Genomic DNA, 16,555 nt, shown 5'->3' with positions numbered 1-16,555 from the left:
TGTCGTCTGCGTGCCGTCGTCGCGCAAGGACCGGCCGGAGGACGTGGCCGTCCTGCAGTCCGTCGGGGAACTCTTCGTGTCCACGGACACCACCATCGACTGGCAGGCGGTCCACGGTCCGGACGCCCGGACCGTCGACCTCCCCACGTACCCCTTCCAGCGCGAGCGCTACTGGCTCGACGCTCCCGCCGCCCTCGGTGACCTCATGTCGGTGGGCCTCGCGTCGGCCGAGCACCCACTGCTCGGTGCGGCCGTGGAACTCGCAGGGGGGCAGGGGCACCTGTTCACCGGACGGATCTCCCTCGACACGCAGCCGTGGCTGGCCGACCACGCGGTGCTGGACACCGTCCTCTTCCCCGGCACGGCCTTCCTGGAGCTGGCCCTCCTCGCGGGTGCACGCCTCGGTGTGCCGGTGGTCGACGAGCTGATGCTGGAAGCGCCCCTGGTGCTTCCGGAGAACGGTGAGGCGCAGCTTCAGGTGGCCGTGGGCGCGCCGGACGAGGCGGGACTTCGTACCGTGCACCTCTACGCCAGCCTGACCGGTGGCGACGCATGGATTCGTCACGCGTCCGGCTCCCTCGCACCGCCCGATCCGGCCGCCGTACCCGAAGCCGTCGGCTTCGCGCGCGGGCAGTGGCCGCCGGCCGGTGCGGTGGCCGTGGACACGGCGGGCGTGTACGAGTCGCTCGCCGACCGTGGTTACGTCTACGGGTCCGCGTTCCAAGGGCTCGACGCGTGCTGGCGCGTGGGCGACGTGACGTACGCGGAGCTGCGTCCGGAGACGGAGACGGAGACGGAGCCGGCGGACCGGTTCATACTGCACCCGGCGCTGCTCGACTCCGCGCTGCACCCGGTGGCTCTCGCCGACGGGGCGGGGAACGGCACACGGGTCCGCCTGCCGTTCGCGTGGCGTGGCGTGACCGTGCACCGGCCGGGCACAGGGACGCTGCGCGTCCGTCTGGCACCGGCCGGCGACGACACGGTGGTCCTGGACCTCGCCGATGCCTCCGGCACGGCGGTCGCGTCGGTCGCGGGCCTGACCGTGCGACCCGCCGACGCGGCCCTGCTCGTACGCGGCACGGGGCGGCACGAAGCGCTCTTCCGGCTCGACTGGCAGCGGCTTCGCGACGGTCAGCAACGGCCACTCCGGGAGACCCGCCCCGAGGCGTTGGACGAGGTGAGGTGGGCACGCCTCACCACCGACGACGGTGCGGAGACGGCTCTGCCATCGCCCGACGCGGCCCGCGACCTCGCCGGCCGGGCGCTGGAGGCCGTGCAGAGCCACCTCACGGACGAGGACACGGCCGGCGCCCCGCTCGTCGTGGTGACGCGCCACGCGGTCGAGGTGGCTGTGGCTGCAGAGGACGCCGCCCCGGCAGCCCAGGGCGTACGGCCCGACGCTTCCGCCGTGTGGGGGCTGCTGCGCTCCGCGCAGTCCGAGCACCCGGGCCGCTTCGTCCTCGTGGACTCCGACGGAACGGAGGAGTCGGACGCCGCACTCGCGGACGCCGTGGCGACCGGAGAACCGCAACTCGCCCTCCGCCGCGGAGCGATCCACGTCCCCCGCCTGGTGCGCGCTTCCGACGTCGGGGACTCACCGTCCGGAACCGCCGTGTGGGGTGGCGCTGACGGTGGGGGGACGGTGCTGGTCACCGGTGGTACGGGGACGCTGGGTTCGCTGGTGGCGCGGCATGTGGTGCGGGTGCATGGTGTGCGGCATCTGGTGCTGACGAGTCGGCGTGGTGCGGCGGCGGAGGGTGCCGCGGGGCTGCGGGACGAGTTGTTGGCGGCGGGTGCGGAGTCGGTGCGTGTGGAGGCGTGTGACGTTGCCGACCGGGAGGCGCTGGCCGCTCTGCTGGCGTCGATTCCGGTCGAGCGTGCGCTGACCGCGGTGGTGCATACGGCCGGCGTACTGGACGACGGCACCATCGACAGCCTCACCCCTGAGCGCGTCGACACGGTGCTGCGGCCGAAGGCCGATGCCGCGTGGAACCTGCACGAGCTGACCCGCGTCGTGGACCTGACCGCGTTCGTCCTCTTCTCCTCCGTCGCCGGCACGCTCGGCACGGCAGGCCAGGCCAACTACGCCGCGGCCAACGCCTACCTGGACGGCCTCGCGGCGTACCGCCGCGCCCACGGCCTGCCCGCCACGTCGCTCGCCTGGGGCCTGTGGGCCGACGCGAGCGGCATGGCCGGCTCGCTCGACGTCACGGACCGCAACCGACTGCGCCGCACCGGGATCGCCCCCATCGGCACCGACGAGGGACTCGCGCTCCTCGACGCGGCGCTCACCCGGGCCGAGCCCACCCTGGTGCCCGCCCGGCTGGATCTCGCGAGCCTCCGGGACGTCGGCGCCGACGACATCCCCGCCGTCCTGCGAGGACTCGTCCGCACGCCGGGCCGGCGCAGGATCACCGGCTCCGCCTCGCTCGAAGCACGCCTGGCGGGTCTTGCGGAGGCCGAACAGCACGAGCAACTGCTCGCCCTCGTACGTACCGAGGTCGCCGGAGTGCTCGGCCATGCCGACGCGGCCTCCGTCGACCCCGGCCGGGGCTTCAACCAGCTCGGGTTCGACTCCCTCACGGCGGTGGAACTCCGCAACAAGATCAACGCGGCCACGGGTCTCCAGCTCTCCGCCACGCTGATCTTCGACTACCCCACGCCGACGGAACTCGCCCACCACCTCTGGACCCGTACGGTCGGCGACGCACGGCGCGCGGCGGCGACGACGGCCGCCGCGGACGACGCCGCGCGGACGGATGTGCTCACCACCAACGAGCCGATCGCGATCGTGGGAATGGCGTGCCGCTATCCGGGTGGGGTGGAGTCCCCGGAGGACCTGTGGGAGCTGGTGGCGGCCGGACGGGACGCGATCTCCGGGTTCCCCGAGGACCGGGGCTGGGACCTGGAGCGGCTGTACGACCCCGATCCCTCCCACGCGGGAACGTCGTACGCCCGGCATGGAGGCTTCCTGCACGAGGCGGCGGAGTTCGACGCGGAGTTCTTCGGCCTGTCGCCGCGTGAGGCGCTCGCGACGGACCCGCAGCAGCGGCTGCTGCTGGAGACGGCCTGGCAGGCGTTCGAGCGGGCGGGTATCGACCCGGGGACGTTGCGCGGCAGCCGGACCGGTGTCTTCGCCGGTGTCATGTACAACGACTACGCCTCCCGTATGCACCGCATGCCGGAGGAGTTCGAGGGCTACCTCACCAACGGCAGCGCGGGAAGCGTCGCCTCCGGCCGGGTGTCCTACACCCTCGGCCTGGAAGGCCCGGCGGTGACGGTGGACACGGCGTGCTCGTCGTCCCTCGTCGCCCTGCACCTGGCCGCACAAGCCCTTCGCAACGACGAGTGCTCGCTCGCGCTCGCGGGCGGTGTGACGGTGATGGCGACGCCCAACACCTTCGTCGAGTTCAGCCGGCAGCGGGGTCTTTCCGCCGACGGCCGGTGCAAGGCGTTCTCGGCGGACGCCGACGGCACGGGCTGGGGTGAGGGCGTGGGCCTGCTGCTGCTGGAGCGGCTGTCCGACGCGGAGCGCAACGGCCACCAGGTGCTCGCGGTGCTGCGGGGCAGCGCCGTCAACCAGGACGGTGCGAGCAACGGGCTGACGGCGCCGAACGGGCCGTCGCAGGAGCGGGTGATTCGCCAGGCCCTTGCGAGCGCGCGTCTCGCGCCGTCCGACGTGGACGTGGTCGAGGCCCACGGCACCGGCACGCGGCTGGGTGACCCGATCGAGGCACAGGCCCTTCTCGCGGCCTACGGCCAGGACCGGCCCGAGGACCGTCCGCTGCGCCTCGGCTCCATCAAGTCCAACATCGGCCACACGCAAGCTGCGGCAGGTGTCGCCGGCGTGATCAAGATGGTCGCGGCGATGCGGAACGGGCTGCTGCCCGAGACCCTTCATGTAAGCGAGCCGTCCCCGCACGTCGACTGGTCCTCCGGCGCGGTGGAACTCCTCACGGAGACCGTGCGGTGGCCCGAGACGGACCGTCCGCGCCGTGCCGCCGTGTCGTCGTTCGGCATCAGCGGGACGAACGCCCACGTCATCCTCGAGCAGGCTCCTGAGCGTGAGCCGGTCACCGAGGAGGCCGTGGAGCGGGACGAGCCGGGTGGTCCTACTGCCTTGGTGCTGTCGGCGCGGAGTGAGGCCGCGCTGGCGGAGCAGGCGCGGTCGGTGAGGGACCGGCTGCTGTCCTCGGACGTGCGGGTGAACGACCTGGCCTGGTCGCTGGTGGCGTCGCGGGCGCGGTTCGGTCATCGGGCTGTGGTGGCCGGGGCGGACCGGGCGGAGCTGGCGGCAGGGCTCGCGGCGCTGGCGGCGGGTGGTTCCGCCGCGGGTGTGACTCGTGGCAGTGCTGCCGCTGGTGGTCGGTTGGCGTTTCTGTTCACGGGTCAGGGGTCGCAGCGGGTGGGGATGGGGCGTGGGTTGTATGCGTCGTTCCCGGTGTTCGCGGCGGCGTTCGACGAGGTGGTGGCGGCGTTCGACGGTCTGTTGGAGGGGCCGCTTGTCGAGGCTGTGGATGGCGAGTTGGTGCATGAGACGGGTGTGACGCAGCCGGGGTTGTTCGCGTTCGAGGTGGCGTTGTTCCGGTTGTGGGAGTCGTGGGGTGTGCGGCCGGATGTCGTGGCGGGGCATTCGATCGGTGAGTTGGCGGCGGCGCATGTGGCGGGGCTGCTGGATCTTGGTGGTGCTGCGCGTCTGGTGGCGGCTCGGGGCCGGTTGATGCAGGCGCTGCCGCGAGGCGGGGCGATGCTGGCGGTCCAGGCCGGTGAGGACGTGGTGGGTCCGCTGTTGGTGGGCCTGGAGGATCGGGTGTCGTTGGCCGCGGTCAACGGTCCGGTGTCCGTGGTGGTCTCGGGTGAGGCTGACGCGGTCGCGGGCGTCGCGTCGAAGCTCACGGAACTGGGGGTGCGTAGTCGTGAGTTGGTGGTGAGTCATGCGTTCCATTCGCCGTTGATGGAGCCGATGCTCGAGGAGTTCCGCGCGGTCGCCGAGGGGCTCACTTTCCACACGCCTGTGATCCCGTTGGTGTCGACGCTGACCGGGGAGGAGGCGTCGGCGGAGGAGTTGTCGTCGCCCGATTACTGGGTGGCGCATGCGCGTGGGGCGGTCCGTTTCCACGACGCCGTGCGCACCCTCCATGACGATCTGGGTGTGTCGCGTTTCATCGAGGTGGGTCCGGACGCGACGTTGACGGCGCTGGCCCGGACGGCCCTGGGCGACGATGTCGTCTGCGTTCCGTCGTCGCGCAAGGACCGACCGGAGGACGTGGCCGTCCTCCAGGCCCTCGGTCTCACCGGCGACGACGCGGGTGTGGACTGGCGCACGGTCCACGGCCCGGACGTCCGGATCGTCGACCTCCCCACCTACCCCTTCCAGCGCGAGCGCTACTGGCTCGACGTCCCCGCCGCCCCCGGTGACACCGTCGGACTCGGGCTGGCAGACGCGGACCATCCCCTGCTCGGCGCGGCCGTCGAACTCGCCGGTGGCCAGGGGCACGTCTTCACGGGGCGGCTGTCCTCACGCAGCCACCCCTGGCTCGTCGACCACGCGATCGCCGGCACGGTCGTGCTGCCCGGCGCCGCCTTCGTCGAACTCGCCCTGCACACCGGCAACCGCGTCGGGCACACGGTCCTCGAGGACCTGACGCTCGAGGCACCGCTCGTGATACCCGAGAACTCCCCCGTCCGCCTCCAGGTGTCCGTCGGTGACCCCGACGACTCCGGCCGCCGGCAGGTCGCCGTCCACTCGCGGCCCGACGGTACGGACGCGGTCGAGCAGCCATGGACCCGGCACGCGGTCGGTGCCCTGCTGCCGCAGCCCACGGACACGCCGGCGGACGACGCGGCGGAGCGACTGGGCGGCGTGTGGCCGCCGGCCGGGGCGGAGAGCGTCCCCGTCGAGGAGCTGTACGAGCGGCTCGGAGCGAAGGGGTACGGGTACGGCCCGGCGTTCCTCGGGCTGCGGTCGCTCTGGAGGCTGGGCGAGGATCTGTACGCCGAGGTGTCCCTGCCCGAAGGGGCGTCCACCACCGACGGCCCGGCCACCGAGGCGGCGCGCTGCGGCGTGCACCCGACGCTGCTGGACGCGGCCCTGCACCCGCTGGGGCTGGCGGCGGCGGACGACGATGCCGGGGACGAGCAGGGAAGTGGTGGCCTGCGGCTGCCCTTCGCCTGGTCGGGAGTACGACTGCACTCCGTGGGGACGACCGGTCTCCGGGTGCTGATCTCACCGACGGGACGGGACAGCGCGCGGCTGGCGCTCGCCGACCCGCAGGGGAACCCCGTGGTCACCGTGGAATCCCTGGTACTGCGTCCCTTCGACGCGGCCCGGGCCCTCGCGGGCCACGGCAGGCACCACGACGCGCTGTTCTCCGTGGACTGGACGCCGGTGGACCACGCCATGGCCTCCGGCACGGTCACGTCCGCGACCTCCGCGGCCGTCATCGGCACCGACCGGCTGAAGATCGACTGGCCCACTGCCGCGGCCCACGCCGACCTCGACGCGCTGCTCGCGGCCGTCGGCGACGACGCGGCGCCGGACATCGTGGCCGTCCACCTGGCGACCACGGGCACGGACGACGCCGATCCCCGTGCGGGGACGACCGAGGTCGCCGCCGAGGCGCACCGCGCCGCGCGCGACGCTCTCGCGCTGGTACAGAAGTGGCTGGCGGCGGACGTCCTCCACGACTCGCGGCTCCTGGTCGTGACCCGTGGCGCGGTGGCCGCACGGACCGACGACGGCGTCCCGGACCTGGCCGGCTCGCCGGTGTGGGGGCTGCTGCGCAGCGCCCAGTCGGAGCACCCCGGCCGCTTCGTCCTGCTGGACCTGGACGCTCCGGAAGGCGTGCGCGCCACCACCACGCGCGCCACCACCACGCGCGCCACCACCACGCGCGCCACCACCACGCGCGCCGCCGCGAGTGCGCCCACCGACGAGGTGCCGGTGGTCACCGGGGACGTCCTGGCCACGGCCGTCGCCACGGGCGAGCCTCAGCTCGCCCTGCGCGACGGTGCGCTCCTCGCCCCGCGCCTCGTACGCGCCGCCGGCGCGGCCTCCCGGCCCGCCGGCACGGACTCTCCGCCCGACCCGCGGGACACGGTGCTCGACCCCGCCGGAACGGTGCTGGTCACCGGAGGCACCGGAGCGCTGGGCGCCCTGGTCGCCCGGCATCTCGTGACCCGGCACGGCGTCGGCAACCTGCTCCTCAGCAGCCGCAGGGGTCTTGCCGCGGACGGCGCGGACCGGCTCGTCGAGGAGCTGACCGCCCTCGGTGCCCGGGTGACCGTCGCGGCCTGCGACGCCGCCGACCGTGACGCGCTGACGACGCTGCTGGACCAGATCCCGGAGGCGCACCCGCTGACGGCCGTGGTGCACACGGCGGGCGTGACCGACGACGGAGTGGTCGAGTCCCAGACCACCGGGCGCCTGTCCGCCGTGCTGCGGCCGAAGGCCGACGCCGCCTGGAACCTGCACGAGCTGACCAGGGAGCGGAAACTCGCGGCGTTCGTCCTGTACTCGTCGTTCGCGGGCACCGTGGGCAACCCCGGGCAGGCCAACTACGCGGCCGGCAACGCCTTCCTGGACGCGCTCGCGCACCACCGCCGCACTCTCGGCCTCCCGGCGACCTCGCTCGCCTGGGGCCTGTGGGCGGGCGAGAGCCGGATCACCGACACGCTCGGCGAGGCCGACCGGGTCCGGCTGCACCGCAGCGGAGTGGCGGCGCTGTCCACGGAGGAAGGGCTGAGCCTCTTCGACGCGGCGCTCGCCTCCGACGTGGCGCTGTCCGTCCCCGTACGCCTGGACTTCGCCGCTCTCCGCGCGAAGGCAGCGGCCGGGGAACTGCCCGCGCTCTACCGGGGCCTGGTCGGGGCTCCCGTGCGCAGGGCGGCCGCCGCCGCTCCCGCCGACGCGTCGGAGGCGCTCCGCAGGCGACTGCGGGCCGCCGACGGTGACGACGAACGGCAGCGGATCCTGCTCGACACCGTACGGGCCGAGGCGGCGGCCATCCTCGGACACGACGCGCCGGGCGCGGTGGAGACCGGCCGCGGGTTCCTCGACATGGGCTTCGACTCGCTCACCGCCGTCGAACTCCGCAACCGCCTCGGTGCCGCCACCGGGCTGCGGCTCTCCACGACCCTGGTCTTCGATCACCCCACGCCGACGGCCCTCGCCGCGCACCTCCACGCCGGGCTGGCCGAGGGCCTGGCCGGGTCCGCGTCGCCGCCCGCCCTGGGCACGCTCGACGAACTGGAGGCCGAGCTGCCGCGCATCGCCGCCGACGACGAACTGCGCGCGCGACTGCGGCAGCGGCTGGAGCTGTTCCTGGAACAGCTCACCGGTACCGGCGGCACGAGCACCGCGGACGACGGCCTCGCGGACCGGCTCGACGCCGCCTCCGACGACGAGATCTTCGACTTCATCGACAGCGAGCTGGCCTGACGGGCCCAGGCCCCGGGCCCAGGCCCCACGAACCTTCTGAACATCCCTGCGTTCTTCGAGAGGTTGGCGACGAGACATGGCCAATGAGGACAAGCTCCGTGACTATCTCAAGCGGGTCACGGCCGACCTGACCAAGGTCCGCCGCCGTCTTCAGGAGGTCGAGTCGGGCAGGACGGAGCCGATCGCGATCGTGGGGATGGCGTGCCGCTACCCGGGCGGGGTGGAGTCCCCGGAGGACCTGTGGGAGCTGGTGGCGGCCGGACGGGACGCGATCTCGGGGTTCCCCGAGGACCGCGGCTGGGACCTGGACGCGCTCTACGACCCCGATCCCTCCCACGCGGGAACGTCGTACGCCCGGCATGGCGGGTTCCTGCACGAGGCGGCGGAGTTCGACGCGGAGTTCTTCGGCCTGTCGCCGCGTGAAGCGCTCGCGACGGACCCGCAGCAGCGGCTGCTGCTGGAGACGGCGTGGGAGGCCTTCGAGCGTGCCGGGATCGACCCGGAAGGGCTGAGGGGCTCCCGCACCGGTGTCTTCACTGGCGTCATGTACAACGACTACGCCTCCCGCATGCAGCCCATGCCGGAGGAGTTCGAGGGCTACGTCGGCAGCGGCAGCGCGGGCAGCATCGCCTCCGGCCGCATCTCGTACACGTTCGGCTTCGAGGGGCCGGCCGTCAGTGTCGACACGGCGTGCTCGTCGTCGCTCGTCGCCGTGCACCTGGCCGCGCAGGCCCTGCGCAACGACGAGTGCTCGCTCGCTCTCGCCGGCGGTGTGACGGTGATGGCGACGCCCAACACCTTCATCGAGTTCAGCCGCCAGCGAGGGCTTTCGGCCGACGGCCGGTGCAAGGCGTTCTCGGCGGACGCCGACGGCACGGGCTGGGGTGAGGGCGTGGGCCTGCTCCTGCTGGAGCGGCTGTCCGACGCGGAGCGCAACGGCCACCAGGTGCTCGCGGTACTGCGGGGCAGCGCCGTCAACCAGGACGGGACGAGCAGCCAGCTCACGGCGCCGAACGGTCCGTCCCAGGAACGGGTGATCCGCCAGGCCCTGGCCGGAGCCCGCCTCGGCCCCTCCGACGTGGACGCCGTCGAGGCGCACGGGACGGGTACGCGGCTGGGTGACCCGATCGAGGCACAGGCGCTGCTCGCGACCTACGGCCAGGACCGGCCCGGGGACAGGCCCCTGTGGCTCGGCTCGCTGAAGTCGAACATCGGGCACACGCAGGCCGCGGCAGGTGTCGCCGGCGTCATCAAGATGGTCGCGGCGATACGGCACGGGCTGCTGCCCAGGACCCTCCACGTGAGCGAGCCGTCCCCGCACGTCGACTGGTCCTCGGGATCGGTGGAACTCCTCACGGAGACCGTGCGGTGGCCCGAGGCGGACCGTCCGCGCCGCGCCGCCGTGTCGTCGTTCGGCATCAGCGGCACGAACGCCCACGTCATCCTGGAACAGGCCCCGGCCGCCGAGCCGGTGAACGAGGCGCGGCCGGACGACGACAGGCCCTCCGAGCCCGCTGCCGACCCCGCCGACAGCTCGGCGGGCTGCTCCTCCTGGCCCCTCTCCGCCCGGAGCGGGGAGGCCCTGCGCGCCCAGGCCAAGCGGCTGCTGAGCCGTGTCGAGGCGCAGCCGCAGCTGCGTCCCGCCGAGGTCGCCCAGGCCCTCGCCACGACCCGCACCGCCTTCGCGCACCGCGCCGCGATCACCGCGGAGAACCCGGACGAGTTCCGTGCGGCGCTGCGCGCCCTCGCCGCCGGCGGGACGGCACCCGGACTCGTCCGGGGCACCGTGGGCGGCTCCTCCGACGTCGTCTTCGTGTTTCCGGGGCAGGGGTCGCAGTGGGTGGGGATGGCGGTGGAGTTGTTGGGTTCCAGTGAGGTGTTCCGGGAGAGCGTCGCGGAGTGTGAGGCGGCGTTGTCGGAGTTCGTGGAGTGGTCGTTGTCGGATGTGTTGCGGGGTGTGGGGGGTGCTCCGGGGCTGGATCGGGTGGATGTGGTGCAGCCGGTGTTGTTCGCGGTGATGGTGTCGTTGGCTGCGGTGTGGCGGTCGTTGGGTGTGGTGCCGTCGGCTGTGGTGGGGCATTCGCAGGGTGAGATCGCGGCGGCGTGTGTGGCGGGTGCGTTGAGTGTGCGGGATGCGGCGCGGGTGGTGGCGTTGCGTAGTGCGGCGATCGTGCGGTTGTCGGGGTTGGGGGGGATGGGGTCGGTGTCGTTGCCGGCTGCGGTGGTGGAGTCGCGGTTGGGGGTGTTCGGGGGGCGTTTGTCGGTGGCGGCGGTCAATGGTCCGTCGTCGACGGTGGTGTCGGGTGATGCCGATGCGTTGGCGGAGTTGGTGGAGGGGTTTCGGGGTGAGGGGGTTCGTGCGCGGTTGATCGCGGTGGATTACGCGTCGCATTCCGCGCAGGTGGAGGGGATCCGGGAGGAGTTGCTGGGGCTGTTGGAGGGTTTGGAGCCGCGTTCGTCGAAGGTGGCGTTCTATTCGACGGTGGAGGCGGCGCCGATCGACACGGCGGTTCTGGATGCGTCGTACTGGTATCGGAATCTGCGGGGCACGGTGCGTCTGGAGGAGACGGTCCGGGTGCTGGCGGCGGACGGTTACCGGACGTTCGTGGAGTCAAGCCCGCATCCGGTGCTGACCACGGCCATCCAGGAAACCCTCGACGAAGCCACCTCCGGCGGTGTGGCCGTGGGCTCCCTGCGCCGCGACGAAGGCGGCCTCCGCCGCTTCCACACCTCGGCCACGCACGCCTGGACCCACGGTGCCCCGCTCGACTGGACCCGAACGGCCGGCAGCGACAAGCCCACCGGCGGCATCCGGCACCAGGATCAGGGCGAGGACACCGGGGCGGTGCCCTTCGCGCTGCCGACGTACCCCTTCCGCCGCGACCGCTACTGGCTCGAGGCCCCCGCGCCGGCCGGCGACACGCACGCCCTCGGGCTCGCCGCCGCCGACCACCCGCTGCTCGGTGCCGCGGTCGAACTCGCCGACGGGGAGGGCCTGCTGCTCACCGGTCGCCTGTCGCTGCGCACCCACCCCTGGCTCGCCGACCACACCGTCGCCGACGTCCCCGTCCTGCCCTCCGCGGTCTTCGCCGAGATGGTCCTGCGCGCCGCGGACCGGGCGGGCTGCGGGACCGTGCGGGAACTCACCCTCCACGAACCGCTGGTGATACCGGCGGACGGAGCCGTACAGCTCCAGCTCACGGTCGGCGGCCCCGACGCCTTCGGACGACGCCCCGTCGCCGTGCACGCCCGCGCCGACCATCCGGAGCCGGACGACGACGCCGAGACGCCCTGGACGCGGCACGCCTCCGGCACGCTCGCGCCCGCCCGCGCCGAACCTCCCCGCGCACACGCCACGTCCTGGCCGCCGGCCGGTGCGACCCCCCTCGACATCGACGCGCTGCGCACGCGCCTCGCCTCCGACGGGCTGGGCCACGGCGCCACGTTCCAGGGCCTGAACGCCGCCTGGGAGGACGGCGACCGGCTCCTCGCCGAGGCCGTGCTCCCCAAGGAGGCCGAGTCGCGCGGCGGGACGTACGTCCTGCACCCCGCTCTCCTCGACGCGGTCCTGCACCCGCTGATCGCCGCCCGCGCGGCCACGTCCGGCACGTCCGGTACGGGCCGGCTGCCGCAGGTGACCACCTGGACCGGGCTGACGGTGACCGCCGCCGGCACCCGCACCCTGCGCGTCGAGATCAGCCCCGTGCGCGGAGCCGACGACGTGGTGGCCCTGCGGCTGACGGACGACGAGGGCAGGGTCCTGGGCGGAGCCGAGTCGGTGACCCTGACGCCTCTCTCCCTCTCCGGTCTCACCGCCCGCGGTGACGTCCTGCGGGACGCCTTCTTCGGGCTGGAATGGGCGACGCTGCCCGGCGACACGGCCGACGTGCCGTCCGGGCAGACGGCTTCCGCCACCGCCATGATCGGCGGCACGGACGCCCTCCCGCTGCTCGGACCGCCCCCGGAGCCGGCCGAGGGAGCCGACCACGACACGGGTGCCGAAGCAAGCGCCGGTGCCGGCGCCGTGACCGGACGGTTCGCGGACCTGGGCGGCCTGCGCGCCGCCCTCGACGAGGGGGCCACGCCCCCCGCCACCGTCCTCGCCCCCCTCGACCACCCCGCGGAGGGCGCCGGCTCCGAACCCGAAGAGGTCGCCGAGGCCGTCCACCACGTCCTCGAGCTGCTCCAGGAATGGCTGGCGGACGAGCGGCTCGCCGGGACCCGGCTCGTCCTCGTCACCCGCGGCGCGGTCGCCCCGCACGGAGAGCCGCCCGCCTCGCCCGGCGCGGCGGCGGTCGTGGGCCTCGTCCGCTCCGCGCAGCTCGAGCATCCGGACCGCGTGGTCCTCGCGGACATCGACGCGACGACGACGGCGACAGGGGGCACCCTGGCAGCCGCCCTGGCCACCGGCGAGCCGCAGTTCGCCGTTCGGGGTACCGACATCCTGGTGCCACGCCTCGTCCGCAGGCCGCGCCCCGCCGCGGCACCGCCCACCGCCGCGACCGGCCCGGCGGTCACCACGGCCGACGCGGCCCCGGCCGACTCCACGACCGGGGACGGCTCCGTCCCCGCCGGCGCCACGCTGCTCGTGACCGGCTCCGCGGACCCGCACGCCATACCCGTCGCCGTCCACCTCGCGGCCCGCTACGGCGCCACCGCCGTGCTCCTTGCCGCCCCGCCCACCGCCGACGCCCCGCCCCTGGCCCTCTGGGAGGCCCACTGCGCCCTCCACGGCCTGGACTTCGCCGTGACCGGCCACGACCCGTACGCGACCGAGTCGCTGGCGGGCCTCATCCACGAACTGGCGGACGAGCAGCGGCTCACCGCGGTCCTGCACCTCGGCCCGGTGACCGACGACGGCGTGATCACCACCCTCGACCCGGCCGACGCGCTGCGGCAACTCGCGCACGAGACACGCGCGGTGTGGAACCTCCACCAGCTCACCCGCGCGGTACGGCCCCGTGCGTTCGTCCTCTTCTCGTCCCTCGCCGGCACACTCGGCGCGGCCGGCCGCGGCCTGCACGCGGCCGCCGCCGGATACCTCGACGCGCTGGCCGCGCTGCGCGCCTCCGCATGCCTGCCCGCCGTCTCCGTGGCCTGGGGCCTGTGGGCCGACGACATCCGGGAGGCCCCTGCGCCCGGAGCTCCCGGTGACCTGGGAGCCCCCGCACGGGACGACGGGTTCGCCGTACGGGACGGAGTCGTCCCGGTCACCGCGGAACAGGCGACGACCCTCCTCGACGCGGCGCTGGACGCCGGGCGGCCCGCGAGCGTCACCGCGCGGCTCTCGCTGACCGCCCTGCGCGGCCAGGCCGGGAGCGGAACGCTCCCCGCCGTCCTCGCCGGACTGGTCCCCCGCGCGGCCCGCGCCGCCACGTCCGGCGACGCCGCGTCCTCCCTGGCCGCGCGGCTCGCCGGCGTGCCGGAGAGCGAGCGGCCGCGGATCCTGCTCGACGTGGTGCGGACCGCCGCGGCGTCGGTCCTCGGTCATGCCTCGCCGGAGGCCGTCGCGGCCGACCGTCCCTTCAAGGACCTCGGGTTCGACTCGCTGACCGCCGTCGAACTGCGCAACCACCTCGCCACCGCGACCGGTCTGAGCCTCCCCGCCAGCCTCGTCTTCGACCACCCCACCCCGACCGCGCTCGCGACCCACCTGGGGGAGCGGGTGACCGACGGCGTGCCCGGCGCGGCCGGTGCGACGGGCGGCGCGGTCCCGGCCCGTCCCACGGTCGCGGACGAGCCCATCGCCATCGTCGGGATGGCGTGCCGCTACCCCGGCGGAGCCACCTCCCCCGAGGCGCTGTGGGACCTGGTCGTCTCCGGGACGGACGCCATCGGTGAGTTCCCCGAGGACCGGGGCTGGGACGTGTCCCGGCTGTACGACCCCGACCCCGACGCCCCGGGCAAGACCTACTCCCGCCACGGCGGCTTCCTCTACGACGCCGCCCACTTCGACGCCGACTTCTTCGGCATCTCACCGCGCGAGGCCGCCGCCATGGACCCGCAGCAGCGGCTCCTCCTGGAGACGGCGTGGGAGACCTTCGAGCGGGCCGGCATCGACCCGGAGGCGCTGAGGGGCTCGCGCACCGGAGTCTTCGCCGGCAGCAGCTCCCAGGACTACGCCGCCCTGCTGGAGGCGTCGCCCCAGGCCACCGAGGGCTACCTCCTCACCGGCACCTCGGCCAGCGTCGTCTCCGGCCGCATCTCGTACACCTTCGGCTTCGAGGGTCCGGCGGTGACGGTGGACACGGCGTGCTCGTCGTCGCTGGTCGCCCTGCACCTGGCGGCCCAGGCGCTCCGCAACGACGAGTGCTCCCTCGCCCTCACGGGTGGCGTGGCCGTCCTCGCGACACCCGCCGGCTTCGTCGAGTTCAGCCGGCAGCGGGGTCTCTCCGCCGACGGCCGGTGCAAGGCGTTCTCGGCGGACGCCGACGGCACCGGCTGGGCCGAGGGCGTGGGCCTGCTGCTGCTCGAGCGGCTGTCGGACGCCGAGCGCAACGGCCACCGGGTGCTGGCGGTGCTGCGGGGGAGCGCGGTCAATCAGGACGGTGCGAGCAACGGGCTGACGGCGCCGAACGGCCCGTCGCAGGAGCGCGTCATCCGGCAGGCTCTCGCGAACGCGCGGCTCGAGCCTTCCGACGTCGACGTGGTCGAGGCGCACGGGACGGGTACGCGGCTGGGTGACCCGATCGAGGCACAGGCGCTGCTTGCGACCTACGGCCAGGACCGGCCCGGAGACCGTCCGCTGCGCCTCGGCTCCATCAAGTCCAACATCGGTCACACGCAGGCGGCCGCGGGTGTGGGCGGTGTGATCAAGATGGTGGCGGCGCTTCGGCACGGTGTGCTGCCGAAGACGCTGCATGTAGACGAGCCGTCGCCGCATGTGGACTGGTCCGCGGGTGCGGTGGAGTTGCTGACGGAGCGGCGGGACTGGCCGGAGCTGGACCGCCCGCGCCGCGCCGCGGTGTCCTCGTTCGGCATGAGCGGCACGAACGCGCACGTGATCCTCGAGCAGGCTCCTGAGCATGCGCTGGTCCCCGAGACCGTGGAGCGGGACGAGCCGGATGGTCCTACGGCCCTGGTGCTGTCGGCGCGGAGTGAGGCCGCGCTGGCGGAGCAGGCGCGGTCGGTGAGGGACCGGCTGCTGTCCTCGGACGTGCGGGTGCGGGATGTGGCGTGGTCGTTGGTGGCGTCGCGGGCGCGGTTCGGTCGGCGGGCTGTGGTGGCCGGGGCGGACCGGGCGGAGCTGGTGGCGGGGCTGGAGGCGCTTGCCGCGGGTGGTGCCGGCACGGCTCGTTCTGCTGTTGGTGGGCGGTTGGGGTTCCTGTTCACGGGTCAGGGGTCGCAGCGGGTGGGGATGGGGCGTGGGTTGTATGCGTCGTTCCCGGTGTTCGCGGCGGCGTTCGATGAGGTGGTGGCGGCGTTCGACGGCTTGTTGGAGGAGCCGCTGGTCGAGGCTGTTGGCAGTGGATTGGTGCATGAGACGGGTGTGACGCAGCCGGGGTTGTTCGCGTTCGAGGTGGCGTTGTTCCGGTTGTGGGAGTCGTGGGGTGTGCGGCCGGATGTCGTGGCGGGGCATTCGATCGGTGAGCTGGCGGCGGCGCATGTGGCGGGGCTGCTGGATCTTGGTGGTGCTGCGCGTCTGGTGGCGGCTCGGGGCCGGTTGATGCAGGCGCTGCCGCGAGGCGGGTCGATGCTGGCGGTCCAGGCGGGTGAGGACGTGGTGGGTCCGCTGTTGGTGGGCCTGGAGGATCGGGTGTCGTTGGCCGCGGTCAACGGTCCGGTGTCCGTGGTGGTCTCGGGTGAGGCTGACGCGGTCGCGGCCGTCGCGTCGAAGCTCACGGAACTGGGGGTGCGCAGCCATGAGTTGGTGGTAAGTCATGCGTTCCATTCGCCGTTGATGGAGCCGATGCTCGAGGAGTTCCGCGCGGTCGCCGAGGGGCTCACCTTCCACACGCCTGTGATCCCGCTGGTGTCGACCCTGACCGGCGAGGAGGCCTCCGTGCAGGAGCTGTCCTCCCCGGACTACTGGGTGGCGCATGCGCGTGGGGCGGTCCGTTTCCACGACGCCGTGCGCACCCTCCACGACCTGGGTGTGTCGCGTTTCGTCGAGGT

The 16,555-nt window shown here is 73.7% G+C and carries 2 protein-coding genes; both read left to right on the top strand.

The window, feature by feature from the left end; translation table 11 throughout:
* The coding region (locus tag GBN72_RS35955) for a type I polyketide synthase (RefSeq protein WP_439959846.1) at nucleotides 1-8,440 on the top strand (8,440 nt) is incomplete at its 5' end.
* Nucleotides 8,441-8,516: 76 nt separating this feature from the next.
* A partial coding sequence (locus GBN72_RS33085; protein ID WP_151775689.1) for a type I polyketide synthase occupies nucleotides 8,517-16,555 on the top strand: 8,039 nt, incomplete at its 3' end.

It is taken from the genome of Streptomyces abyssomicinicus (assembly GCF_008974245.1).
Taxonomy (GTDB): Bacteria; Actinomycetota; Actinomycetes; order Streptomycetales; family Streptomycetaceae; genus Streptomyces; species Streptomyces abyssomicinicus.
The sequence above is the reverse complement of the archived record's forward strand: the minus strand, read 5'-3'. Positions and strand labels throughout refer to the sequence as shown.